This window comes from Pseudomonas sp. NBB (genome assembly GCF_032701105.1).
In the GTDB taxonomy this organism is placed as follows: Bacteria; Pseudomonadota; Gammaproteobacteria; order Pseudomonadales; family Pseudomonadaceae; genus Aquipseudomonas; species Aquipseudomonas asiatica.
Window position 1 is genome coordinate 403110 of sequence record NZ_CP103994.1, and the last position, 23764, is coordinate 426873.

The following is a 23764-nucleotide window of genomic DNA, read 5'->3' on the forward strand; positions in this document are numbered from 1 at the left end:
GAAAATGGCAGCCAACCATGTCGCGGCAAAAGAGGGTGCGGGTATTACCCGGCTACTGCCGTGGACGAGGGTAGAAACCTTGCAGGCCAAGAGCCGCCGACAGCCCCAGGCCGAGCCAGGCCAGGCTGTCCCAGACCCCGTCCCCCAGCAAGGCGGCAAATAGCCCCACGGCAGTGAGCAGGGCCACGACCATCGGCCAGATGAAGATGCGCCAGGTCGGCTGTGACTTGTGGCTCATGCCCGCGCCTCCCGCTTCGTGCGTTGTTTGCCCCACCACAGGTACAAGCCGCTGCCGAGGACGATGATGGTCAGCACATCGAGTAGCGCCCACAGGATTTGCATTGGCCGGCCGCCGTAGTCGCCGAAGTGCAGTGGTTGCGACAGGCCCATGGCATCCATGTACCAGGGGCGTTCGCCGACGGCGGTCACTGCCAGTGTTCGCGCATCGATCAGCACGGGCGTGAGCAGGTGCGAGGTCAGGTGCGTGGCGCCCTTCATGAACACCGCATAGTGGTGCTCACTGGAAAAGCGTGTGCCGGGGAAGGCGATGAAGTCCGGGCGCATGCCGGGGGCGGCCTGTTCGGCGATGGTCAGCAGGTGAGTTGCCGGGGCGCGTTCGGTGAGCGGTGGGGCATCACGGTACGGGGCAACCATGGCGGCCAGGCTGTCGTTGCGCCAGGCGGCGATGACCAGGTCCGACAGCGCGCTGATGACACCGGTCACGCCTACCGTCAGTGCCCATGCCAAGGTGACCACACCGATCAGGTTGTGCAGGTCGAGCCAGCGCAGGCGACGGGATTTGCCGTGGCGCACCGTGCCGAAGTCCAGGCGGCGCATGAACGGTGCATAGAGCACGGTGCCGGAGATGATCGCCACGACGAACAGCACGCCCATGAAGGCCAGCAGCAGCTTGCCGGGCAGGCCGGCGAACATGTCCACGTGCAGGCGCAGCATGGTCATCATGAAGCCGCCGTTGGCGGCCGGCATGGCCACGGCTTCACCGGTGCGGGCGTCGAGCATGAAGGTGTGCGACGAATTGGGTTCGGTGCCGGCGGTGACGGCGGTTATGGCCACTACGCCGTTGGCTTCGTCCTCGTCGTAGCCGAAGTACTGCATGACCTCGCCGGAGCGGTGCTGCTCGGCCTTGATCACCAACTGCTGCAGGTCCAGATGTGGTGTATCGGCTGGCATTTCACGCAGTTCTGGGGCGTCGCCGAGCAGGTGTTCGAGCTCGTGGTGGAAGATCAGCGGCAGGCCGGTGACTGCCAGCAACAGCAGGAACAGGGTGCAGACCAGGCTGCTCCAGGTGTGGATCACCGACCAGCGGCGGATGGTTGGGCTTTTCATCACGGTACCGATTTTTGCCTGTTGGAAGCTGGGGCTGCTGCGCAGCCCTTTCGCGACACAAGGCCGCTCCTACAGGGGAGCACGTTTTCCTGTAGGAGCGGCCTTGTGTCGCGAAAGGGCCGCAAAGCGGCCCCCGTTCACTCAGAACTTGTAATTGACACTGGCTACGACGTTGCGCTCGTCGCCGTAGTAGCAGTAGTACCCGTCACAGGTAGACAAGTAGTCCTTGTTGAACAGGTTCTTCGCATCCACGGCTACGGTCACCCCCTTGAGGGTGCTGTTCAGGCGGCCCAGGTCGTAGTGCACCGAAGCGTCGTACACGGTGTAGGACCCCACATGCCCCCAATCGGTGTTAGTGGTATTACCGTAGGTGTCGCCCACGTAGCGCACGCCAACGCCGACCCCGAACCCATCCAGTGGTCCGCTGTGCCAGGTGTAGTCAGCCCAGGCAGTAGCCTGGTTGCGCGGCACCTGCGCCATGCGCTTGCCTTTCTCGTCACTGGTGCCTTTGATGATTTCGCTGTCGTTGTAGGTGTACGAGCCCACCAGTTTGAGGTTCTCGGTCACATCCGAGGTAGCCTCCAACTCCAGGCCTTTTACGCGCACTTCGCCTACCTGGCGGGTGACACCACCCTCGGTCACCGACATGTTCTCCTGTGTCAGGTCGAACACAGCAGCGGTGAACAGGCTATTGCTGCCTGGAGGCTGGTACTTGATGCCCAGTTCGTATTGCTTGCCTTCGGTCGGTTCGAAGGCATCGGTGCTGTTGACGGTGGAACCGGTGGCAGCCTGGAACGACTCGGCATAGGAGATGTAAGGCGTCAGGCCGTTATCGAATACATAGCTGAGAGCTGCGTTACCACTGAACTTCTTGTCGCGTTGGGTGTTGGTTGCGTCGCCTTGATTGTGGAAGGTGGTGCCGGTGTGCACCCAGTCCTCACGGCCACCAAGGGTCAGGCGCCAGTTGTCCAACGCCATCTGGTCCTGGATATACAGGCCGGTCTGCTGGGTTTTCTGGTCGTAGTCGTACATGTCGAAGTACTGAACGTTCGAGAAATCCTGACCGTAGATGGGGTTGTGGATATTGCTCGGTGGCACACCCGCCGAGCCCCAGCGCCAGCGGGCATTGCTGTCCGAGCGCTGGTGGTCGAGCCCCAGCAGCAGGGTATGGGCAACCTGCCCGGTCTGGAAGTCGGCCTGGAAGTTGTTGTCCAAGGCGAACTGTGAGATGTCCTCCTCGACGATACCGGCGGTGCGTTGCACGGTGCCATCGGCGCTGACAGCTTCGTCCGGGCCGGCTGGCCAGATCGAACCACCGGCGGTAATGCCCTTGAAGTCCAGTTCGTTACGCGCGTAGCGCAGGTTCTGACGGAACTGCCAGGTATCGTTCAGGCGGGTCTCGAACGCATAGCCCAGGTGGTAGTAGGTGCGGTCGTAGGACTCCCAATCCGGGTCGCCCAGGTTCTTGTGGTGCGAAATCTTGCCTGCGGGGCTATCCAGCTTGGTGCCTTGCAGTGGCAGGAACTGGCCGGTGATGCCGGTGTCATCGCGGGTGTATTGGCTGATGAAAGTCAGCTTGGTGTCGTCGTTGATGTTCCAGGTCAGGCTGGGCGCGATGTTGTAGCGTTTGTCCGGGATGTGGTCTACCGGCGAACCGCTGTCACGCACGGTGCCGCTCACTCGGTACAGGAACTGGCCTGCATCGTCGAGCTTGCCAGTGCTGTCGAAGTTGATCTGCTTGTGGTTGTTGCTGCCAACCTGGGCTTCGACTTCGTGGCTGCTTTCCAATTGCGGCCGACGACTGGTCATGTCCAGCAGGCCGCCTGGTGGAGTCTGGCCGTAGACCGAAGAGGCAGGGCCACGCAGCACGGCGATGCGCTCCAGGTTCCAGGGCTCGATCTTGGGGGTGGCGTAGTTGCCCTTGGGCAATGGCAGGCCATCGAGGAACTGGGTAGGCACAAAACCCCGTACCAGCAACCAGTCACTGCGCGAGTCGGATCCATAGCCGCTGCTCTGCACGCCAGCGGTGTAGCGAAGGGCGTCGTTCAGGCTGAGCACCGGCCGGTCTTCCATCTGCTGGCGGGTGATCACGCTTACCGAGCGGGGAAGCTCGGCGATGGCGGTGTCGGTCTTGGTGCCCGCTGCTGTCCGGGTCGCGGTGTAACCGTCTACCGGCCCCCAGGCGCTTTCATAGCTGGAAGTCGCATTGATCGCAGTCTCCGGCAACGCCAGTGTCCCTTCCGGCGTAGCCACCAGGCTGTAGCTGCCCACGCTGCTTTGCTGCAGTTGCAGGCCGGTGCCGCGCAGGGCGGCCTGCAGGGCACCAAGGCCATCGAACTGCCCGCTCACCGGGGCCGAGGTGCGGCCGCTGACCAGTGCCGGGTCGATGGCCAGGGCGATGCCGGCCTGGCTGGCGATCTGGTTGAGAGTGGTGGCCAGCGGGGCGCTGGGCAGGTCGTAGGCGCGCTGAGCGGATTGCTCGGCGGCGAACAGGGCAGGGCTGGCCAATGGTGCGGTCACGGCGATGGCCAGGGCCATCAGGCTGGGGCGCAGGATACGATCAACAGCACGGGACATGCAGAGGCTCCTCGACGGATAAGTGCTTTCTGCTTCCTTGCCGAGCGAGATTTGAAAAGTGACAGGGCGAATATGAAAAAAATTGAGAATTATTTGAAGTTGGTTTTCGCCTGTACCGCCCCTTTCGCGGGCTTGCCCGCTCCCACAGGGATCGCGGGGGCTTTGAGGCTGGTGCAACCCTGTGGGAGCGGGTTTACCCGCGAAGAGGCCGGTGCAGGTTTATTTGGGAACGACGGTCACCCACCACGGCGTATGCCGCTCGACCTTCACTGGCAGTGCCGGCACCAGCGACGACAGTGCCAGGTCGGTATCGGTCAGCGGGAAGCTGCCGGTCACCCGCAGATCGGCGACCTGGTCGTCTACCCCGAGGTAACCGCTGCGGTACTGGCCAAGCGTGGCCAGCAGGTCAGCCAGGCGCACGTTGTCCACCACTAGCATGCCGCGGGTCCAGGCGTCGGCACCGGCTGGCACCGTGCCGATCCGGCCAAGGCCGTTGGCGTTCATCAGCACCTGCTGGCCTTCGCGCAGCACCTGTTCGTCACCGCTGTTCAGCGGCATGGCGGCGACCGAGGCTTGCAGCACTTCCAGGCGCGTGCCGTCGTCCTCGCGGCGTACCAGGAAGCGCGTGCCCAATGGGCGCAGGCGGCCATCGTCGGTGCGCACCAGCAGCGGGCGCGGGTCCTGATGGCCGGTTTCGACCGAAATCTCGCCTTGGTGCAGCACGATCACCCGTTGCTTGCCGGCGTAGTCGATATCCACGGCCGTGTGGCTGTTCAGGCTCAACAAGGTGCCGTCTTCCAGGCGCAGGGTACGCAGTTCGCCGGTGGCGGTGCGCTGGTCGGCCAGCCAGTAGCTCGGTGCCAGCGATGGTGCGCCGACCCAGGCCAGCAGCGAGCCCAGCAGAAACATGCCGGCCAGCCCGCCGCCGACCTTGCCGATACGTCGGCGCAGCCCGGCGCGCGATTGCAGCAGGGCCTGGCGTGCCGGGCCGGCAGCGGCGCTCACGCGCTGGTCCATGGCACCGAGTTGGCGCCAGGCGCGGGCATGCTCCTCGCTGGCGGCATGCCAGCGCATGAATTCGCTGCGCTCGTCAGGTGTGCCGCTGCCGTTGTCGAGGCTGAGCTTCCAGGCAATGGCGGCTTCCAGCACCCGGGACGAAACCGGTGAACTGCTCACGTCGGCTCCCCGTACAGGGCCACGTAGCACTGGCGCATGCCCTGGGCGATGTACTGGCGCACCCGCGAAACCGAAACCCCCATGTGCTCGGCGATTTCGGCATGGCTCATACCGTCCAGGCGATTGTGCAGGAATGCTGCGCGGGCCTTGCTCGAGAGCTTGCCGAGCAGGCGGTCGATGGCCTTGAGGTCCTCAAGGATCAGGTGTTGCACTTCCGGGGAAGGTTGTTCGACTTCCGGCATCAGGGCCAGTTCGGCCAGGTAGGCCTGTTCCAGCGCGGCGCGGCGGAAGTGGTCGAACATCAGGCCCTTGGCCACGGCGGCCAGGAACGCGCGGGGTTCGCGGGGCGTATCCAGTTGCGCACGGCCGAGCAGGCGCACGAAGGTGTCCTGGCTCAGGTCTTCGGCACGTTGGCGGCAGGCCATGCTGCGTTGCAGCCAGGCGAGCAGCCAGCCGCGATGGTCGCGGTACAGCGCACCGACCAGATCGGCGTGTGGGCTCTGTGCAGAAGACAAGCAGCGTCCCCCCGGAACGAATGCATTAACTAACGATAATTATTCGCGATTGTTGCAGAGGGGAGGGGGTGGGTGCAATGGACGCTTATCGGATGGCCATCATCCAAGTCGTGCAGATGTTATGCCTGTGCTGGCCTCTTCGCGGGTAAACCCGCTCCCACAGGATCTCCAGGGCATCAAAGGCAGTACAGTCCCTGTGGGAGCGGGTTTACCCGCGAAGAGGCCAGCAAGGGCGGTGAAAAGCTACAGGCCGTGGTTGTGCACCTTGCGCCTGCGCCACCCGCGCAAGCGCTGCTCCAGCTGCAGCGGGCTGTCCAGCTGCTGGCGCCGGGCCTGGCTGAACAGGATCAGCGCCAGTTCGGCGGTAACCAGGGCATCGGCGCTGGCATGATGGCGCTCCTCGACTTGCAGGCCAAACCGCGCGACCCAGTCATCCAGCCCGGCCTCGCGCAGCACTGTGTCGGGGTTGAGCATCGGTGCCAGTTCGGCAACATCCAGGAAGGGCGAGTGCAAGCGATAGCCCAGGCTTTCCTTCAGCGCACGGGCCAGCATGCGCTGGTCGAACGGCGCGTGGAATGCCAGCACCGGGCTGTTGCCAATGAAGTCGAGCAGGTCGAGCAAGGCCTCGGCCGGGTCGCAACCGGCAGCCAGGGCACTCGGGCCCAGGCCATGGATCAGCACGCTGGCGTTGGTCTTCTGCAAAGGCCGGTGCAAGGTGCGTTCGAACTGCTGGGCAAAGTCGATGGCGCCGTCTTCGATGGCGACGGCACCAACCGATAGCACCTGGTCACGGTTGGTGTTCAGGCCGCTGGTCTCCAGGTCCAGCACCACCCAGCGTTGCTCGCGCAGGGTACACACCCCCAATGGCGCTGGCTTGGGCAGCCGGGCCAGGCGCTGGCGCGTGGCGTGGTCCAGTTCCGGCGCACTGGGGCGCAGCCAGGCGAACAGGCTCATAGCTGGTACCGCAAGGCCAGGCTGCTTTGCAGGCGCTGGGCCTGGCGCAGGGACTCGCGCAGGATGCGCCGGTCCAGGTGGTTGAGGCTGTCCGGGTCCAGGCGGTTGGAATAGGGCAGGTTGTCGCGGGTCTGGCGCTGGTGCTGCTGCATGCGCGTTTGCTGGATGAAGTGGTAGGCCTCTTCATACGCTGCGCCATCCAGTGCCTCGATCACGCCCTTGGCCACGAGCTGGCGCAGGCGCTCCAAGGTATTGCAGGCACCGATGCCGTTGGCCAGGGCCAGCAGCCGCGCACCATCGACGAAGGGTGTCAGGCCCTGGACCTTGAGGTCGAGGGTGGCGGCCTTGTCGTTGCCCTGGCGGGTCAGCACGAACTCGCGCAGGCGGCCCACCGGCGGGCGCTGGCGCAGGGCGTTGTCAGCCATCATGCGCTGGAAGATGCGGTTGTCGGCCACCTGGTCCAGCAGGCCCTGGCGCAGCTGCTCGCAACCTTGCTCGTCGCCCCACACCACGCGCAGGTCGAAATAGATGCTCGAGCCCAGCAGGTTCTCCGGGCTGGCTTCGCGGACAAAACCGGCAAAACGCCGCGCCCATTCACTGCGCGACAGGCACAGCTCGGGGTTGCCGGCCATGACGTTGCCCTTGCACAGGGTGAAGCCGCACTGGGCCAGGCACTGGTTGATGTATTGCGCCAGCGGCAGCAGGCGTGCGCGGATGGCGTCGGCTTCGGTGCTGTCGGCGGCTTCGAAGAGGATGCCGTTGTCCTGGTCGGTGTGCAGGGTTTGTTCTCGTCGCCCCTCGCTGCCAAAGCACAGCCAACTGAACGGCACGCCCGGGTCACCGCGCTCGGCCAGCGCCAGTTCGATCACCCGGCACACGGTGTGGTCGTTGAGCAGGGTGATGATCTGGGTGATCTGCGTGGAGGACGCGCCATGGGCCAGCATGCGCTCGACCAGCTGGCTGATTTCGCCGCGCAGCGAGACCAGGGTATCCAGGCGTGGCGCATGGCGGATGGTGCGTGCCAGGTGCACCAGGTCGACCCGTTGCAGGGAGAACAGGTCGCGCTCCGAAACCACACCGCACAGGCGTCGGTTTTCCACCAGGCATACGTGGGCGATATGCCGCTCGGTCATGGCCATGGCTGCGTCGAAGGCGCTGGCCTGGGGGCTGAGGTAGAACGGCTGGGCGGTCATGTGCCGCGCGATGGGCGCGCCCAGGTCGGCATCGGCCGCCGCCACCACCTGCCGCAGGTCGCGCAGGGTGAAGATACCGGTGGGGTAGCGCTGCGGGTCGACCACCACGATGCTGCCAACCTGCTGCTCGTGCATCAGCCGCACGGCGTCGCGCAGGGGCGTGTCGGGGCTGCACACCACCGGGTGGCGCATGGCCAGTTCACCCAGTGGCGTGTTCAGCGAATACTGGGTGCCGAGGGTTTCCACCGCGCGCTGGCGTACCTGCTGGTTGACCTGGTCGAGCAGGCTGCTGACCCCGCGCAGGGCAAAATCCCGAAACACTTCCGACATCGAGAACACGCGGATGAACGCGGCCTTGTTCAGCTGCAGGCAGAAGGTGTCCTCGCCGGCCAGATGTTCGGTGCGTGTCGCCCGCTCGCCGAGCAGGGCAGCCAGCGGGAAGCATTCGCCACTGGTGATCTCGAAGGTAGTCTCCACACCAGGTTTGACCAGATGCTGGCGTTCGCCGACCACGCGGCCCTGCTTGACGATGTAGAAGTGCTCGACCGGCCCGTCGGCAGGTTTGACGATGCTTTCGCCGCTGGCATAGAAGCGCAGCTGGCACTGTTCGACCAGGTAGGCCAGGTGGCTGTGTTCCATCTGGTTGAACGGCGGAAAACGCTGCAGGAACTGCAAGGTGCCCTGGATGTTCTGCAGCACTGCCGTCCTGCCCGCCTGGCTGTAGGCGTCCTTTTTGCTCATGAAACTGACCGTATCGCTATGCCGAACTATATATCTATATATATAGGTGCCGGCCATGTTGTTCTCTGCCTCCATGGTCGGCTTGCGGCGGGATGGTGCCCATTGGACGTAAGTCTATGAGAGCCCCTGTCAAAGACCCGACGAAAGGCCAGCCGGGTTACGCAAGTTCTGCGGTCCTAATGCTGAAGCGGAAATTTTTTGACGAGATGAGCATGCCTGAGCAACACGACATCCTGAGCGACGCCGAGCGCGAGGCATTGGCCGTCGTAAGTGCGCCCGTGGCTGCCAAGCCGCTGGTGCTGGTGGTGGATGACAATGCGGTGAATCGTGAGGCGCTGATCCTGTACCTGAAAAGCCGGGGGATTGACTGTGTCGGGGCGGATGGGGCCGAGGAGGCCAGGCTGTACCTGCACTACCAGCAACGGATTGGCTTGATGATTACGGATTTGCGCATGCAACCGGAGGATGGCCTGGACCTGATCCGCAAGGTTCGCGAATCAGAGCGGGCGGCGTTGTCGATCATCGTGGTGTCGGGCGATACCGACGTGAAAGAGGCGGTGGACGTGATGCACCTGGGGGTGGTGGATTTTCTGTTGAAGCCGGTGGATCTGGGCAGGCTGTTGGAACTGGTGAAGAAAGAACTGAAGATCGAGTAGTGCAGGAGTGGGGCTGCTTTGCAGCCCTTTCGCGACACAAGGCCGCTCCTACAAGTACCGCGCCAGACCTCAGCCTTGCGCGGTACATGTAGGAGCGGCCTTGTGTCGCGAAAGGGCCGCAAAGCGGCCCCCTGTCGCAGATGTTGCTTACAACCCGTTACGCGCCTTGAACTCGCGGCGACGGCGGTGCAGTACCGGCTCGGTATAGCCGTTCGGCTGCTTGCCACCTTCCACCACCAGTTCTACCGCCGCCTGGAACGCGACGTTGTCGTCGAAGTTCGGTGCCATCGGGCGGTACAGAGGGTCGCTGGCGTTCTGCTGGTCCACCACCACGGCCATGCGTTTGAGGCTTTCCAGCACCTGCTCCTGGCTGACCACGCCATGGCGCAGCCAGTTGGCCAGCAGCTGGGCCGAGATGCGCAGGGTGGCGCGGTCTTCCATCAGGCCGACGTTGTTGATGTCTGGCACCTTCGAGCAACCTACGCCCTGGTCGATCCAGCGCACCACGTAGCCGAGGATGCCCTGAGCGTTGTTGTCCAGTTCGTTGCGGATCTCTTCGGCCGACCAGTTGGTGTCGGCGGCCAGCGGGATGGTGAGGATGTCATCCACCGACGCGGGTGTGCGCGAAGCCAGTTCACGCTGACGCGCCTGTACGTCCACCTTGTGGTAGTGCAGAGCATGCAGGGTGGCTGCAGTCGGCGACGGCACCCAGGCGGTGTTGGCACCGGCCAGGGGGTGGGCGATCTTCTGCTCGAGCATGGCTGCCATCAGGTCGGGCATGGCCCACATGCCTTTGCCGATTTGCGCACGGCCTTGCAGGCCGGTGGCCAGGCCAACGTCGACGTTGTTGTTCTCGTAGGCACCGATCCACTTCTCGTTTTTCATGGCGCCCTTGCGCACCACGGCGCCGGCTTCCATCGAGGTGTGGATTTCATCGCCGGTGCGGTCGAGGAAGCCGGTGTTGATGAACACCACGCGCTCGGCTGCGGCCTTGATGCACGACTTGAGGTTGACCGTGGTACGGCGCTCCTCGTCCATGATGCCGACCTTGACGGTATTGCGCTTCATGCCCAGCAGGTCTTCGACCTGGCTGAAGATTTCGGCGGCGAAGGCTACTTCCTCCGGGCCGTGCATCTTCGGCTTGACGATGTACACGCTGCCGGTGCGGGTGTTCTTGCGGCTGGTGTTGCCATTGAGGTTGTGCAGGGCGATCAGGTTGGTGAACAGGCCGTCCTGAATGCCTTCGGGGATTTCGTTGCCTTGGGCGTCGAGGATCGCCGGGTTGGTCATCAAGTGGCCAACGTTGCGCACGAACAGCAGCGAACGGCCATGCAGGGTCACGCTACCGCCGTTGGGCGCGGCGTACTCGCGGTCCGGGTTCATGGTGCGGGTGAAGGTCTTGCCACCCTTGCTAACGCTTTCTGCCAGGTCGCCTTTCATCAGGCCCAGCCAGTTGCGGTAGACGATTACCTTGTCGTCGGCGTCCACGGCGGCAACCGAGTCTTCGCAGTCCATGATGGTGGTCAGCGCCGATTCCATCAGGATGTCTTTCACGCCGGCGGCGTCGGTGCTGCCGACCGGGGTGCTGGCGTCGACCTGGATTTCGAAGTGCAGGCCGTTGTGCTTGAGCAGCACGGCAGTCGGCGCAGCGGCATCGCCATGGAAGCCGATCAGCTGGGCATCGTCACGCAGGCCGCTGTTGCTGCCGCCTTTCAGGGCAACTACCAGCTTGCCACCTTCGATGCGGTAGCCGGTGGAGTCGACGTGCGAGCCGGCTGCCAGTGGCGCGGCTTCGTCGAGGAAGGCGCGGGCGAAGGCGATGACCTTGTCGCCACGTACTTTGTTGTAGCCCTGGCCTTTCTCGGCACCGCCTTCATCGCTGATGGCATCGGTGCCATACAGCGCGTCGTACAGCGAACCCCAACGGGCGTTTGCGGCGTTCAGGGCGAAGCGGGCGTTCATCACCGGTACGACCAGCTGCGGGCCGGCCATGTGGGCGATTTCTTCGTCCACGTTCTGGGTGGTTGCCTGGAAATCGTCGGCTTGTGGCAGCAGGTAGCCGATTTCCTGAAGGAATGCTTTGTAGGCTACGGCGTCGTGGGCCTGGCCTTTGCGTGCCTGGTGCCAGGCGTCGATCTTGGCTTGCAGCTCGTCGCGCTTGGCGAGCAGGGCTTTGTTCTTTGGAGCGAGGTCATTGATGATCTTCTCTGCACCGGCCCAGAACTGCTCGGCGACGATGCCGGTCCCTGGGATGGCTTCGTTGTTCACGAAGTCGTACAGGACCTTGGCGACCTGAAGGCCACCGACTTGAACGTATCCAGTCATTGCTTGCCTCACTCTGCTCAGCTATTTCGCTCTTCTGTATTAAGCCTGTAGCGCTTCTCTAAACACGGCACCAGTGCATGCCCCCGAGTAAAGCCCCGAGCGCGGCTGGGTGCGGCCTGCCAGACCGGCTGGCAGACAGTGTGCGTATTTTCACAGGCGCCTTGGCAGACATCCAAACGACGTTTTGTAGTCCGCGCCACGGGATACTACATGAAGCAGTAGGCGGGGCAAAATCAGACTAAAAGCGCCGTTATGCGACCCGTTGGTCGCGTATGGTCACGCTGGGAGTGAGTATGTTCGCAAAAAACAGGTGGATTGTTCCAGATAAATCTTGAAACAGTACACGATTCGTTATGCGGATTGCCCTGCGGCAGGTTGCCGCGCCTTGCCTATACTGAGTCGATCCCCCGATTTTCTGCCGCACGGCGCGGTCCGACACGAGGAAGGGCTTGTGGATCATCTTGTACTGACTGTGATTGCCCCTGACAAGGCCGGGCAGGTCGAGCGCATTGCCCAGTGCATCGCCGACCACAGTGGCAACTGGCTGGAAAGCCGCATGTCGCGCATGGCCGGGCAGTTTGCCGGCATCCTGCGGGTGGCGGTGCCGGCGGAAAACTACGACGAGCTGGTGGCTTCGCTGCAGGGGTTGGTCCGATATGACATTCGCGTGCTGATCGCCGAGAGCGGCATCGAGCCGTCGTGCACCTGGAAACCGATTGCCATGGAGCTGGTAGGTAATGACCGGCCAGGGATCGTGCGTGATATCACCCGCTTGCTGGCTGAATTGCAGGTGAACGTCGAGCGGTTTTCAACAGAAGTGCGGCCGGCGCCGATGAGCAGCGAGCCGTTGTTTCATGCAGATGCGTTGTTGGCTTTGCCGTTGACTCTACCGCTCGAAGAACTGCAGCAGCGACTGGAGAGCCTGGCGGATGACTTGATGGTGGAGTTGAAGCTGCGGCCGGAGGATTGATCCGAGATTGCCGGGGCCGCTTCGCGGCCCATCGCGACACAAGGCCGCTCCTACAAGGGTTACGCGTTCCCCTGTAGGAGCGGCCTTGTGTCGCGATGGGCTGCAAAGCAGCCCCCTGCGGTTATCCCGATATCACGGGGAAGGCCCTGTGGATAACCTGGGGGTTCCCCTCTCCAGCCCAGGCCGCTCGCGCCTTGCACGGCCGTGATCAAAAAACACCCAAAAATCAGCAGCTTGTGCACAAAGCACGGGGACGAGGGTGTGGATAACCTTTGGAGATGTCTCTGCAGGCCACGAATCACAAGGCCTGCAGAGTTTTGATCATTTTCTGATCAACTACGCTTGCGCAAACTGACCCACGCATCGACGCTGTAAATCGCCAAACCTGCCCAGATGAACATGAACGCCACCAAGTTGCTCGACGACAAGTGCTCATCAAACAGCAGCACCGCCTGCAGCAGCACCAAGGTCGGCGCCAAGTACTGCAGGAAGCCCAGCGTGGTGTACGGCAAGTGCCGCGCGGCAGCGTTGAAGCACACCAGCGGCACCAGTGTCACCGGCCCCGCAGCCATCAGCCACAACGCTTCGCTGCTGGTGTAGAACGCGCCCTGGGCACTTGTCGCCGCCGGGTGCAGCAACAGCCAACCAAGGGCCAGCGGTACCAGCATCCAGGTTTCCACCACCAGGCCCGGCAGCGCCGCTACCGGTGCCTGTTTGCGAATCAGCCCATAGAAGCCGAAGCTCAGCGCCAGTACCAGCGACACCCACGGCAGGCTGCCCACCTGCCACACCTGCTGAGCCACACCCACGGCGGCCATGGCCACGGCCAGCCATTGCAGCCGACGCAGGCGCTCGCCAAGAATCAGCATGCCCAGCAGCACATTGATCAGCGGGTTGATGTAGTAACCCAGGCTGGCCTCAAGCATGCGCCCGTTGTTCACCGACCATACGTAGGTCAGCCAGTTGCCGGCGATCAGCGCCCCGCTCAGGGCCAGGATGCCCAGCCGGCGCGGGTTGTCACGCAGTTCACGCCACCAGCCTGGGTGTTTCCATACCAGTAGCAGCAACGAGCCGAACAAAGCCGACCAGAGCACCCGGTGGACAATGATCTCCACCGCCGGAACGCTCTGGATTGCCTTGAAGTACAGGGGGAAAAGACCCCAGATGATGTAGGCGCTGAGGCCCAGTAGGTACCCGCGACGCGGGTTTGCGGCGTGCATGCAGAATCCTTGCTTAGGTAGCTAAATAAAGCGACGCCTATTGTAGACAGAGGCGGGCGTGCTTCTAGAACAATTTCAGCGGCGCTTCATCCAGTGCGGCCATTTGCTCGCGCAGGGCGAGAATCTGGTCTCCCCAGTAGCGTGGCTGGCCGAACCAGGGGAAGCTCGGCGGGAACGCCGGGTCGTCCCAGCGCCGCGCCAGCCAGGCGCTGTAGTGCAGCTGGCGCAGGGCGCGCAAGGGTTCGATCAGGGCCAGTTCGCGCGGGTCGAAATCGTGGAACTCGTTGTAGCCGTCGATCAGTTCGGCCAGTTGGCCCAGGCGCTCCTCGCGGCTGCCGGCCAGCATCATCCACAGGTCCTGCACCGCCGGGCCCATGCGGCAGTCGTCGAGGTCGACCACGTGGTACACCTCGTCGCGGTGCATAAGGTTGCCGGGGTGCAGGTCGCCATGCAGGCGGATGAGCTTGTGCGGGGTGCGGGCATAGATGTCCTCCACTCGCTTGAGCAGGTCGCGGGCCACCGATTCGAACGCCGGCAGCAGTTCGCGAGGGACGAAATCGCCTTCCAGCAGGGTATTCAGCGAGGCGTGGCCGAAGTTGTCCACAGCCAGCGCTTCGCGGTGCTCGAACGGTTTGCTGGCGCCCACGGCATGCAGGCGGCCGAGCAACTGGCCAAGACGGTAGAGCTGGTCGAGGTTGCCCGGCTCTGGCGCGTGGCCGCCGCGGCGGGGGAACAGGGTGAAGCGGAAACCCTGGTGTTCGAACAGGGTGCGGCCGTCGTGCTGCAGCGGGGCGACCACCGGCACTTCGCATTCGGCCAGTTCGGCAGTGAAGCTGTGCTCTTCGAGGATGGCCGCGTCGCTCCAGCGGCCTGGGCGGTAGAACTTGGCGATCAGCGGCTGCGCGCCCTCGATGCCCACCTGGTAGACGCGGTTTTCGTAGCTGTTCAGCGCCAGCACCCGGGCATCGCTGAGAAAGCCCAGGCTTTCCACGGCGTCCAGGACCAGGTCGGGGGTGAGGGTATCGAAGGGGTGGGACATGGTGGCTCCGGGGGTAGGCGGCGTGGGGGCCATGGTAGCGCGTTATGCCTGTACTGGCCTCTTCGCGGGTAAACCCGCTCCCACATGGACGGCGCAGCCGCCAGGGAAACGATGCACCTGTGGGAGCGGGTTTACCCGCGAACCACGCAAAGCGCGGCCAGGCTATGCAGGAATCCCAAGCAATACATAAGAGGGATGAAATTGAACCCGCACCGAACTGCCTGCTGCTACCCGCTGCCCAGCCAACCAATCCGTCTCGGCAAACGCACACAACGTCTGCCCATTCCCCAACGCCAACCGGACCTCACCAGGCCCATCAGCCTCCGCCAGCACCTCCTCCACCGTCGCCCGTAGGCAATTGCTATCCGCTTCGGCCTGTTCCTCGTCGGCCAGCAACCTCACCCACCCCGCCTTGAGCAGCGCCACTACCGTCGTCCCCAGCGTCAGTTCCAGCCGTGCGGTGCTGTCGTGGGTGATCAACGCTTCAATCTCCAACCCTCCGCCCAACGCCAGGCTGACGCGATCATGCCGTCCTTCGCGGCGCAGGCCGCTGACCTGGCCCTGCAACTGGTTGCGCGCGCTGGTACGCAGCATCAGCCGGCCGAGCAGGTCGAGGTCGCTGGACTCCTCGGCCGCTTCGAGGATTTGCGCCTGAAGGGCCTGCAGCCTCTGGTACAGGCGCAGCACCCGCTGGCCTTCCGGCGACAGACGGGCACCACCGCCACCACGCCCGCCGGTACTGCGCTCGACGAGGGGCTGGCTGGCCAGGTTGTTGAGTTCGTCGATGGCGTCCCAGGCGGCCTTGTAGCTGATGCCCGCAGCCTTGGCGGCGCGGGTGATCGAACCTTCTTCGGCAATGTGCTGCAGCAGCGCGATGCGCTGGGGGCGGCGGGCGATGTGCTGGGTGAGGTGGGGGGGTAGGGGCATGGGCATTCGGTCATTGTAAGTGGCAGCGAAGTGTAGCTTGTGTGGGAGCGGCCTTGTGTCGCGAAAGGGCTGCGTAGCAGCCCCAGCGATTTTTGCTGTGGCGGAGATCCTGGGGCTGCTGCGCAGCCCTTTCGCGGCACAAGGCCGCTCCCACAAGTCATACATACCCCGGCTTCGGTGTACGCGCCAGGCAATACACATCCACCCGCCGCGCACCGGCCTTGCGCAGCACTTCGGCAACCGCTTGCGCGGTCGCACCGGTGGTCAACACGTCATCGATAATGGCGACATGCTTGCCCGTCAGCTTGCCCGTGACGGTAAACGCCTGGCGCAAGTTGCGGCGCCTGGCCTTGGCGTCCAGTTGTTGCTGCGCAGGTGTCTCCCGTGTGCGCAGCAGCAACCGCTCGTCGCAACGTACCCCCACGTGCGACGACAGCCAGCGCCCGAGCATCCCCGCCTGGTTGAACCCCCGCTCCCGTAGTCGACGTTTGGCCAAGGGTACAGGCAACAACAGGTCGGGGCGCGGCAGCCCTTCGGTAAAGCGGTGCAGCAGCCCATGCGCGAGCAATTCGGCCATCAGGCGGCCCAAGGGCCACTGGCGGTTGTGCTTGAAACGGCTGATCAGCGTGTCCACCGGAAAGCCGAAATGCCACAGTGCAAGCACCTGCTCGAAGGCCGGTGCGCGGCGCTGGCATTGAGCGCAAGTCAGGCCGGCTATCGGCAATGGCAGGGCGCAGCGCAGGCAATGATCGCCCAGCCAGGGCAGTTCCTGCTCGCAGGCGACGCACAGCGGGTAGGCCTGCTCGGCAGGTTCATCGCACAGCAAACACGATTGGTTAATAAGTGAGCACTTGTAAACCAGCATTTTCCAGTATGGTTGACAGTTCATAGGCCTTCCATGACTATGCGAGCTATCCGTGATGCGCTGGCGGGCTTTCCTGTCCCGGCGCCTGCTTCAGCCTAAACAAGGAAACGCCAATGAGCGCCAGCACAACTGCAACAACACGTCACGACTGGTCCCTGGCCGAGGTCAAGGCGCTGTTCCAGCAACCGTTCAATGACCTGCTGTTCCAGGCGCAGACCGTGCACCGCGCGCATTTCGACCCGAATCGCGTGCAGGTTTCGACCCTGTTGTCGATCAAGACCGGCGCCTGCCCGGAAGATTGCAAATATTGTCCACAGTCCGGCCACTACAACACCGGGCTGGAAAAACAGAAGCTGATGGAAGTGCAGAAGGTGCTGGAAGAAGCCGCCCGCGCCAAAGCCATCGGTTCTACACGCTTCTGCATGGGCGCGGCGTGGAAGCACCCGTCGGCCAAAGACATGCCCTACGTGCTGGAGATGGTCAAAGGCGTGAAGGCCATGGGCCTGGAAACCTGCATGACCCTCGGCAAGCTCGACCAGGAGCAGACCAAGGCCCTGGCCCAGGCCGGCCTGGACTATTACAACCACAACCTCGACACCTCGCCTGAGTTCTACGGCAGCATCATCACCACCCGCACCTACAGCGAGCGCCTGCAGACCCTGGCCTACGTGCGCGATGCCGGGATGAAGATCTGCTCCGGCGGCATCCTCGGCATGGGCGAGTCGCTGGACGACCGCGCCGGCCTGCTGATCCAGCTGGCCAACCTGCCCGAACACCCGGAGTCGGTTCCAATCAACATGCTGGTCAAGGTGGCCGGCACGCCGCTGGCCGAGGAAGAGGACGTCGACCCGTTCGACTTCATCCGCATGCTGGCCGTGGCCCGTATCCTCATGCCCAAGTCGCACGTGCGCCTGTCCGCCGGCCGCGAGCAGATGAACGAGCAGATGCAGGCCCTGGCCTTCATGGCTGGCGCCAACTCGATCTTCTACGGCGAAAAACTGCTGACCACCGCCAACCCGCAGGCCGACAAGGACATGCAGCTGTTCGCACGCCTGGGCATCAAGCCCGAAGCGCGTGAAGAGCACGCCGACGAAGTGCACCAGGCGGCCATCGAGCAGGCGCTGGTCGAGCAGCGCAGCAGCGAGATGTTCTACAACGCCGCGACTGCCTGAAATGGCCTTTGACCTGGCGGCGCGCCTGGCCGAACGGCGCGCCGCAGACCTGTATCGGCAGCGGCCACTGCTGGAAAGCCCGCAGGGACCGGAAGTGGTGGTCGATGGCCAGCGTTTGTTGGCCTTCTGCAGCAATGACTACCTGGGCCTGGCCAACCACCCCGAGGTGATTGCCGCCTGGCAGGCCGGCGCCGAGCGCTGGGGTGTCGGTGGCGGTGCCTCGCACCTGGTGATCGGCCACAGTACGCCGCACCATCAGGTGGAAGAGGCCTTGGCCGAACTCACCGGGCGCCCGCGCGCGCTGCTGTTCTCCACCGGCTACATGGCCAACTTGGGCGCCATCACCGCGCTGGTGGGGCAGGGCGACACGGTGCTGCAGGACCGCCTGAACCACGCTTCGCTGCTGGATGGCGGGTTGCTCAGTGGTGCCCGTTTCAACCGCTACCTGCACAACGACCCGGCCAGCCTGGCCAGCCGCCTGGACAAGGCCGTAGGCAATACCCTGGTAGTGACCGATGGCGTGTTCAGCATGGACGGCGACCTGGCCGACCTGCCGGCGCTGGCCGATGTCGCCCGCGCTCGCGGTGCCTGGCTGATGGTTGACGATGCCCATGGCTTGGGCACCCTCGGCACCCAGGGCGGCGGTATCGTCGAGCACTTCGGTCTGGGCGTTGAGGATGTGCCTGTGTTGATCGGTACGCTGGGCAAGGCTTGTGGTACCGCCGGTGCCTTTGTGGCCGGCAGCGAAGAGCTGATCGAGGCGCTGGTGCAGTTCGCCCGCCCGTACATCTATACGACCAGCCAGCCACCGGCGCTGGCCTGCGCCACCCTCAAGAGCCTGGAATTGCTGCGCCGCGAAACCTGGCGCCGCGAGCACCTGGCCGCGCTGATCCGCCAGTTCCGTGAAGGTGCACAGCAGATCGGCCTGGAATTGATGGACAGCCCGACGCCGATCCAGCCCATCGTCATCGGCGACAGCGCAAAGGCCCTGCGCCTGTCACGCATGCTGCGCGAGCGCGGCTTGCTGGTGACGGCCATCCGCCCGCCCACCGTGCCGGCGGGCAGCGCACGCCTGCGGGTGACATTGAGCGCCGCGCACAGCGAGGCGCAGGTGCAGCTATTGTTGAATGCATTGGCCGAGTGTTATCCACAGTTGGAGAGCGCCGATGCGTAATCGACTTGTTCTGTTGCCTGGCTGGGGCTTGGGCACTGCTTCCCTGGAGCCGCTGGCCGCCAGCCTGCGTGGCCAGGACGCCCGCCTGCAGGTAGAGCTGGTGCCCTTGCCGGAACTGGCCCACAGCGATGTGCAGGCCTGGGTCGACCACCTCGACCGCAAGCTGCCGAGTGATGTCTGGCTGGGTGGCTGGTCGTTAGGCGGCATGCTGGCCAGCGCGCTGGCGCACAAGCGCGGTGACCATTGCTGCGGCCTGCTGACCCTGGCCAGCAACCCCAGTTTCGTGGCTCGCCCCGACTGGCCCCACGGCATGGCCGAAGACACTTTTGGCACGTTCCTCGACGGCTGCCGCAGCCATACCCAGGTCACCCTGAAGCGCTTCCGTACCTTGTGCAGTGACGGTGCCCTGCAACCGCGCACCCTGCTGCGCCAACTGGGTGTCGGCGTACCGGACACCGACCCGCTGTACCTGGCCACCGGCCTTGAAGTGCTGGCCAAGCTGGATACCCGCGAAGCACTGCAGGCCTACGGTGGCCCGCAACTGCACCTGTTCGCCGGCAGCGATGCGCTGGTGCCGGCAGAGGCGGCAAAAGCGCTGAGCGAGCTGCTGCCCGATGTGGAAGTGGGCCTGGTCGAAGACAGTTCCCACGCGTTCCTGCTGGAATACCCGCAGGAACTGGCGGCGGGCATCAAGAGTTTCCTGCATGAGAGTGGCGATGACTGACCTTTCCCGTCCGACCCTACCCGGCGCGCTGCCCGACAAGCGCCAGGTAGCGGCCTCGTTCTCCCGCGCCGCAGCTAGCTACGACAGCGTGGCAGCCTTGCAGCGTGCGGTGGGTTCGAGCTTGCTGGAGCAGTTGCCGGAAGGCCTGCAGCCGTCACGCTGGCTGGACCTGGGCAGCGGCACCGGTCATTTCAGCAGGGCGTTGGCCGAGCGGTTCACCCAGGCCAGCGGCGTTGCGGTGGATATCGCCGAGGGCATGTTGTGCCATGCCCGCAACGAACAGGGCGGGGCGCTCTATCACGTGGCCGGTGACGCCGAGCGTTTGCCGCTGCGTGATGCCAGTGTCGACCTGGTGTTCACCAGCCTGGCCGTGCAGTGGTGCGGCCAGTTCGCCAGCGTGCTGGCAGAAGCGCTGCGAGTGCTGCGCCCAGGCGGCGTGCTGGCCTTCAGCAGTTTGTGTGTGGGTACCCTCGATGAACTGCGCGCCAGTTGGCAGGTGGTGGATGGCCTGGTGCATGTGAACCGCTTCCGCCGTTTCGAGGACTATCAGCGCCTGTGCGCAGCCAGCGGCTTCGAGCAGCTTGGGCTGCAGCGCTGCCCGCACGTGTTGCACTACCCGGATGTACGCAGCCTGACCCATGAGCTCAAGGCACTCGGCGCCCACAACCTGAACCCTGGCCGGCCTTCCGGGCTTACCGGCCGGGCCCGCATGCAGGGCCTGCTGCAGGCTTACGAGGCGTTTCGCCAGCCCGAGGGGCTGCCAGCCACCTACCAGGTGGTCTATGGTGTGTTGCGCAAGCCACAGGCTTAAGGGGAGCGAGATGAGCCAGGCCTATTTTATTGCCGGTACCGATACCGATGTTGGCAAGACCACCATCGCTGCCGGGCTGTTGCATGCGGCACGGTCGCAAGGCTTGAGCACGCTGGGGGCCAAGCCGGTGGCCTCCGGTTGCACGATGACGCCCAAAGGCTTGCGCAACAGCGACGCTCAGGCGCTGATTGATGAAAGCACGATCAAGCTGCCCTACGAACAGGTCAACCCGTTTGCCTTCGAGCCTGCGATTGCGCCGCATGTGGCAGCACGTGAGGCAGGGGTGACGCTGGCCGTGTCGGACCTGCTGGCAGCGATGCGGAATGTGCTGCAACAAAATGCCGATTTCACCCTGATCGAGGGAGCCGGAGGCTGGCGCGTGCCGTTGTCGGGGCTGGAAAACCTGTCCGACCTTGCGGTGGCCCTGCGGCTGCCGGTGATTCTGGTGGTCGGGGTGCGGCTGGGCTGTATCAGCCATGCCTTGTTAAGCGCTGAGGCGATCGAGCGTGACGGGCTGCAATTGGCTGGATGGGTGGCGAACATCATCGAGCCGCGTACTTCGCGCCTGGAAGAGAACCTGGCCAGCCTGGCCGAGCGTTTGCCGGCGCCATGCCTGGGGCGGGTGCCCAAGTTGAAGCAGGCCAGTGCCGACATGGTTGCTGAACACCTTCAGCTGGATCTTCTGGATTAGCCGTTTCCAGGCCCGGCTCTTTCGCGGGTAAACCCGCTCCCACAGGTATTGCACAAGTCTCGAAAACTGTGGAGACCCTGTGGGAGCGGGTTTACCCGCGAAGAGGCCCGTGCAGGAATACCCAGGGCCTATCAAATGGCACCAGGCCATTAGGGATTTAAACGGGCCTTTTCACCCCTGGCCTGCTTTAATTGGGCCTGTTCGTCATCCAGCGTCAATGGAGTCCTGACATGGACATCACCGGTAGCTCCGCCTATTACGCGGGCCTGAGCGCAGTCCAGACCGGCCAGAACCGCGTCGATCAGGCTGCCAGCCAGATCGCCAGCACCACCGCCGAACGTAGCGCCACCAGCCAGTCCAGCGATTTTCAGGCCGAACGCCTGCGCGCGGTCGACCGCAGCCAGCAGATGGACCTGGCCACCAGCACCGTGCAGCTGACTCTGGGCAAACTCGAAGTAGAGCTTGGCGCAAAGGTCGCCAAGGCATCCGACGAAATGCTCGGCCGGATCATCGACACCTACGCCTGACCCGGCGGCCCTTCCCGAACATAACGCTATCCCTGTGGGAGCGGGTTTACCCGCGAATGCGTCCGCCCGGAAACCTCTGTTTTCCGGGCTGGCCCATTCGCGGATAAACCCGCTCCCACAGGGGGACTTATCATTGATTGACGCTTTTGCCATTTTTCGTGGCGCAAATGGCACCATAGTCCATCCTTGACATAAGGCGGAGCTAAACGTAAGTTTCAAACAACTGTTTGATCGACGGCCGCCAAGTGCTGGTCACCCCACAGAACTCACCTAGAGGTTCATCGCAATGCCTGATTACAAAGCCCCCTTGCGTGATATCCGCTTCGTTCGCGACGAGCTGCTCGGCTATGAGGCGCACTATCAGAGCCTGCCGGGTTGCCAGGACGCCACGCCCGACATGGTCGACGCGATCCTCGAAGAAGGCGCGAAGTTCTGTGAGCAGGTGCTGTCGCCGCTGAACCGCGTGGGTGACCAGGAAGGCTGCACCTGGAGCGAGGCGGGCGTTAAAACCCCGACCGGCTTCAAAGCGGCCTACGAACAGTTCGTAGAAGGCGGCTGGCCGAGCCTGGCGCATGACGTCGAGCACGGCGGCCAGGGCCTGCCGGAGTCGCTGGGCCTGGCGCTGAGCGAAATGGTCGGCGGTGCGAACTGGTCGTGGGGCATGTACCCGGGCCTGTCCCATGGCGCGATGAACACCATCTCTGCGCACGGCACCCCCGAGCAGCAGCACACCTACCTGACCAAGCTGGTATCCGGCGAGTGGACCGGCACCATGTGCCTGACCGAGCCGCACTGCGGTACCGACCTGGGCATGCTGCGCACCAAGGCCGAGCCACAGGCCGACGGTAGCTACAAGGTGTCGGGTACCAAGATCTTCATTTCGGCCGGTGAGCACGACATGGCCGACAACATCGTCCATATCGTCCTGGCCCGCCTGCCGGACGCACCGGCTGGCACCAAGGGCATCTCGCTGTTCATCGTGCCGAAGTTCCTGCCCAACGCCGAAGGCGGTGTGGGCGAGCGCAACGGCGTGAGCTGCGGCTCGATCGAACACAAGATGGGTATCCACGGCAACGCCACCTGCGTGATGAACTTCGACGGCGCTACCGGCTACCTGATCGGCCCGGCCAACAAAGGCCTGAACTGCATGTTCACCTTCATGAACACCGCTCGCCTGGGTACCGCGCTGCAAGGCCTGGCCCACGCCGAAGTCGCGTTCCAGGGTGGCCTGAAGTACGCCCGTGAGCGCCTGCAGATGCGCTCCCTGACTGGCCCGAAAGCACCGGACAAGGCTGCTGACCCGATCATCGTCCACCCGGACGTGCGTCGCATGCTGCTGACCATGAAGGCCTTCGCCGAAGGTAACCGCGCGATGGTGTATTTCACTGCCAAGCAGGTGGACATCGTCAAGTACAGCCAGGATGAAGAAGAGCGCAAGAAGGCCGATGCCCTGCTGGCGTTCCTGACCCCGATCGCCAAGGCGTTCATGACCGAGGTCGGCTTCGAAGCAGCCAACCATGGCGTGCAGATCTACGGTGGCCACGGCTTCATCGCCGAATGGGGCATGGAGCAGAACGTACGGGACAGCCGCATTTCCATGCTGTACGAAGGCACCACCGGCATCCAGGCCCTGGACCTGCTCGGCCGCAAGGTGCTGATGACTCAGGGCGAAGCGCTGAAGGGCTTCACCAAGATCGTGCACAAGTTCTGCCAGGCGCAGGAGGGCAACGAAGCGGTCAAGGAGTTCGTCGAACCGCTGGCGGCGCTGAACAAGGAATGGGGCGAGCTGACCATGAAAGTGGGTATGGCCGCCATGAAGGACCGCGAAGAAGTGGGTGCGGCCTCGGTCGATTACCTGATGTATTCCGGCTACGCCTGCCTGGCCTACTTCTGGGCCGACATCGCCCGCCTGGCGGCCGAGAAACTGGCTGCCGGCACCAGCGAAGAAGCGTTCTACACCGCCAAGTTGCAGACCGCGCGCTTCTACTTCCAGCGCATCCTGCCGCGTACCCGTACCCATGTGGCGACCATGCTGTCGGGTGCCAACAACCTGATGGCGATGGACGAAGAGCACTTCGGTCTGTCGTACTGATCCTGCCGCTGTAAAGCAAACCCGCCTGCCTTCACCGGCAGGCGGGTTTTTACATTCTGGAAAGCTGA

Annotated in this window: 21 protein-coding genes; 9 read left to right on the top strand and 12 right to left on the bottom strand. The window is 63.9% G+C overall.

Features of this window, described 5'->3' with window-relative positions; all coding sequences use genetic code 11:
• Window positions 1-52 precede the first annotated feature (52 nt).
• From NY023_RS01750 to NY023_RS01780, 7 genes are all read right to left on the bottom strand, one after another.
• Window positions 53-238: a hypothetical protein gene (locus NY023_RS01750; RefSeq protein WP_003258635.1), complete on the bottom strand. Its 186-nt coding sequence runs from the start codon at window positions 236-238 to the stop codon at window positions 53-55.
• Complete coding sequence (locus NY023_RS01755; protein WP_044046870.1) at window positions 235-1347, bottom strand: PepSY-associated TM helix domain-containing protein; 1113 nt, start codon at window positions 1345-1347, stop codon at window positions 235-237. The genes NY023_RS01750 and NY023_RS01755 overlap by 4 nt, the downstream gene beginning before the upstream one ends.
• Window positions 1348-1488: 141 nt before the next feature.
• Window positions 1489-3924 carry a TonB-dependent siderophore receptor gene (locus NY023_RS01760; protein ID WP_013970544.1) on the bottom strand — a complete coding sequence of 812 codons (2436 nt, stop codon included), beginning with the start codon at window positions 3922-3924 and terminating at the stop codon, window positions 1489-1491.
• A gap of 219 nt (window positions 3925-4143) precedes the next feature.
• Window positions 4144-5100 (bottom strand): FecR domain-containing protein, encoded by a 957-nt coding sequence (locus NY023_RS01765; protein WP_041506297.1) that lies wholly within the window; start codon window positions 5098-5100, stop codon window positions 4144-4146.
• A complete protein-coding gene (locus NY023_RS01770; RefSeq protein ID WP_013970546.1) occupies window positions 5097-5615 on the bottom strand; it encodes an RNA polymerase sigma factor in 519 nt (172 codons plus the stop codon). The genes NY023_RS01765 and NY023_RS01770 overlap by 4 nt, the downstream gene beginning before the upstream one ends.
• A gap of 243 nt (window positions 5616-5858) precedes the next feature.
• Window positions 5859-6569: a PolC-type DNA polymerase III gene (locus tag NY023_RS01775; RefSeq protein ID WP_013970547.1), complete on the bottom strand. Its 711-nt coding sequence runs from the start codon at window positions 6567-6569 to the stop codon at window positions 5859-5861.
• On the bottom strand, window positions 6566-8503 hold the full coding sequence (locus NY023_RS01780; protein WP_024086130.1) for a DUF294 nucleotidyltransferase-like domain-containing protein: 1938 nt from the start codon (window positions 8501-8503) through the stop codon (window positions 6566-6568). Before NY023_RS01780 ends, NY023_RS01775 begins: the two co-directional genes overlap by 4 nt.
• A gap of 116 nt (window positions 8504-8619) precedes the next feature.
• On the opposite strand from NY023_RS01780, the gene NY023_RS01785 reads away from it, so the two are divergent.
• Window positions 8620-9159 carry a response regulator gene (locus NY023_RS01785; RefSeq protein WP_044046871.1) on the top strand — a complete coding sequence of 180 codons (540 nt, stop codon included), beginning with the start codon at window positions 8620-8622 and terminating at the stop codon, window positions 9157-9159.
• A 147-nt stretch (window positions 9160-9306) separates the two neighbouring features.
• Here the strand turns inward: NY023_RS01785 and NY023_RS01790 are convergent, their stop codons facing one another.
• Window positions 9307-11484, bottom strand: coding sequence for a malate synthase G (locus tag NY023_RS01790; RefSeq protein WP_015268691.1), 2178 nt, complete (start codon window positions 11482-11484; stop codon window positions 9307-9309).
• A gap of 451 nt (window positions 11485-11935) precedes the next feature.
• On the opposite strand from NY023_RS01790, the gene NY023_RS01795 reads away from it, so the two are divergent.
• Entirely contained in the window at window positions 11936-12454 is a 519-nt protein-coding gene (locus NY023_RS01795) for a glycine cleavage system protein R (protein ID WP_013970551.1), read from the top strand.
• 332 nt (window positions 12455-12786) lie between these two features.
• Here the strand turns inward: NY023_RS01795 and rarD are convergent, their stop codons facing one another.
• From rarD to NY023_RS01815, 4 genes are all read right to left on the bottom strand, one after another.
• Window positions 12787-13674, bottom strand: coding sequence for an EamA family transporter RarD (gene rarD, locus NY023_RS01800; protein ID WP_013970552.1), 888 nt, complete (start codon window positions 13672-13674; stop codon window positions 12787-12789).
• A 64-nt stretch (window positions 13675-13738) separates the two neighbouring features.
• Window positions 13739-14713, bottom strand: coding sequence for a serine/threonine protein kinase (locus NY023_RS01805; RefSeq protein WP_013970553.1), 975 nt, complete (start codon window positions 14711-14713; stop codon window positions 13739-13741).
• Between the two features lie 162 nt (window positions 14714-14875).
• Window positions 14876-15640 carry a TOBE domain-containing protein gene (locus NY023_RS01810; RefSeq protein WP_024086132.1) on the bottom strand — a complete coding sequence of 255 codons (765 nt, stop codon included), beginning with the start codon at window positions 15638-15640 and terminating at the stop codon, window positions 14876-14878.
• A gap of 157 nt (window positions 15641-15797) precedes the next feature.
• On the bottom strand, window positions 15798-16529 hold the full coding sequence (locus NY023_RS01815; protein WP_044046872.1) for a ComF family protein: 732 nt from the start codon (window positions 16527-16529) through the stop codon (window positions 15798-15800).
• A gap of 89 nt (window positions 16530-16618) precedes the next feature.
• Between NY023_RS01815 and bioB the strand changes: the two genes are divergently transcribed.
• The 7 genes from bioB (at window position 16619) to NY023_RS01850 (ending at window position 23696) form a co-directional block, all read left to right on the top strand.
• Window positions 16619-17677, top strand: coding sequence for a biotin synthase BioB (gene bioB, locus NY023_RS01820; RefSeq protein ID WP_013970556.1), 1059 nt, complete (start codon window positions 16619-16621; stop codon window positions 17675-17677).
• A 1-nt stretch (window position 17678) separates the two neighbouring features.
• Window positions 17679-18851: an 8-amino-7-oxononanoate synthase gene (gene bioF, locus NY023_RS01825; RefSeq protein ID WP_013970557.1), complete on the top strand. Its 1173-nt coding sequence runs from the start codon at window positions 17679-17681 to the stop codon at window positions 18849-18851.
• Window positions 18844-19575, top strand: coding sequence for an alpha/beta fold hydrolase (locus NY023_RS01830; RefSeq protein ID WP_013970558.1), 732 nt, complete (start codon window positions 18844-18846; stop codon window positions 19573-19575). Before bioF ends, NY023_RS01830 begins: the two co-directional genes overlap by 8 nt.
• Entirely contained in the window at window positions 19568-20386 is an 819-nt protein-coding gene (gene bioC / locus NY023_RS01835) for a malonyl-ACP O-methyltransferase BioC (RefSeq protein ID WP_023662347.1), read from the top strand. Before NY023_RS01830 ends, bioC begins: the two co-directional genes overlap by 8 nt.
• A 10-nt stretch (window positions 20387-20396) precedes the next feature.
• Window positions 20397-21077, top strand: coding sequence for a dethiobiotin synthase (gene bioD, locus NY023_RS01840; protein ID WP_013970560.1), 681 nt, complete (start codon window positions 20397-20399; stop codon window positions 21075-21077).
• A 230-nt stretch (window positions 21078-21307) separates the two neighbouring features.
• Entirely contained in the window at window positions 21308-21604 is a 297-nt protein-coding gene (locus NY023_RS01845; RefSeq protein WP_013970561.1) for a hypothetical protein, read from the top strand.
• A gap of 286 nt (window positions 21605-21890) precedes the next feature.
• Window positions 21891-23696, top strand: a complete 1806-nt coding sequence (locus tag NY023_RS01850) for a phenylacyl-CoA dehydrogenase (protein WP_013970562.1) — start codon at window positions 21891-21893, stop codon at window positions 23694-23696.
• The last annotated feature ends 68 nt before the right edge of the window (window positions 23697-23764 follow it).

Coding starts and splice junctions, on each gene's coding strand:
- NY023_RS01750 (WP_003258635.1), bottom strand. CDS start 238: ATGAGCCACAAGTCACAGCCGACCTGGCGCATCTTCATCTGGCCGATG.
- NY023_RS01755 (WP_044046870.1), bottom strand. CDS start 1,347: ATGAAAAGCCCAACCATCCGCCGCTGGTCGGTGATCCACACCTGGAGC.
- NY023_RS01760 (WP_013970544.1), bottom strand. CDS start 3,924: ATGTCCCGTGCTGTTGATCGTATCCTGCGCCCCAGCCTGATGGCCCTG.
- NY023_RS01775 (WP_013970547.1), bottom strand. CDS start 6,569: ATGAGCCTGTTCGCCTGGCTGCGCCCCAGTGCGCCGGAACTGGACCAC.
- NY023_RS01780 (WP_024086130.1), bottom strand. CDS start 8,503: ATGAGCAAAAAGGACGCCTACAGCCAGGCGGGCAGGACGGCAGTGCTG.
- NY023_RS01785 (WP_044046871.1), top strand. CDS start 8,620: ATGAGAGCCCCTGTCAAAGACCCGACGAAAGGCCAGCCGGGTTACGCA.
- NY023_RS01790 (WP_015268691.1), bottom strand. CDS start 11,484: ATGACTGGATACGTTCAAGTCGGTGGCCTTCAGGTCGCCAAGGTCCTG.
- rarD (WP_013970552.1), bottom strand. CDS start 13,674: ATGCACGCCGCAAACCCGCGTCGCGGGTACCTACTGGGCCTCAGCGCC.
- NY023_RS01805 (WP_013970553.1), bottom strand. CDS start 14,713: ATGTCCCACCCCTTCGATACCCTCACCCCCGACCTGGTCCTGGACGCC.
- NY023_RS01810 (WP_024086132.1), bottom strand. CDS start 15,640: ATGCCCCTACCCCCCCACCTCACCCAGCACATCGCCCGCCGCCCCCAG.
- NY023_RS01815 (WP_044046872.1), bottom strand. CDS start 16,529: ATGAACTGTCAACCATACTGGAAAATGCTGGTTTACAAGTGCTCACTT.
- bioB (WP_013970556.1), top strand. CDS start 16,619: ATGAGCGCCAGCACAACTGCAACAACACGTCACGACTGGTCCCTGGCC.
- bioF (WP_013970557.1), top strand. CDS start 17,679: ATGGCCTTTGACCTGGCGGCGCGCCTGGCCGAACGGCGCGCCGCAGAC.
- NY023_RS01830 (WP_013970558.1), top strand. CDS start 18,844: ATGCGTAATCGACTTGTTCTGTTGCCTGGCTGGGGCTTGGGCACTGCT.
- bioC (WP_023662347.1), top strand. CDS start 19,568: ATGACTGACCTTTCCCGTCCGACCCTACCCGGCGCGCTGCCCGACAAG.
- bioD (WP_013970560.1), top strand. CDS start 20,397: ATGAGCCAGGCCTATTTTATTGCCGGTACCGATACCGATGTTGGCAAG.
- NY023_RS01845 (WP_013970561.1), top strand. CDS start 21,308: ATGGACATCACCGGTAGCTCCGCCTATTACGCGGGCCTGAGCGCAGTC.
- NY023_RS01850 (WP_013970562.1), top strand. CDS start 21,891: ATGCCTGATTACAAAGCCCCCTTGCGTGATATCCGCTTCGTTCGCGAC.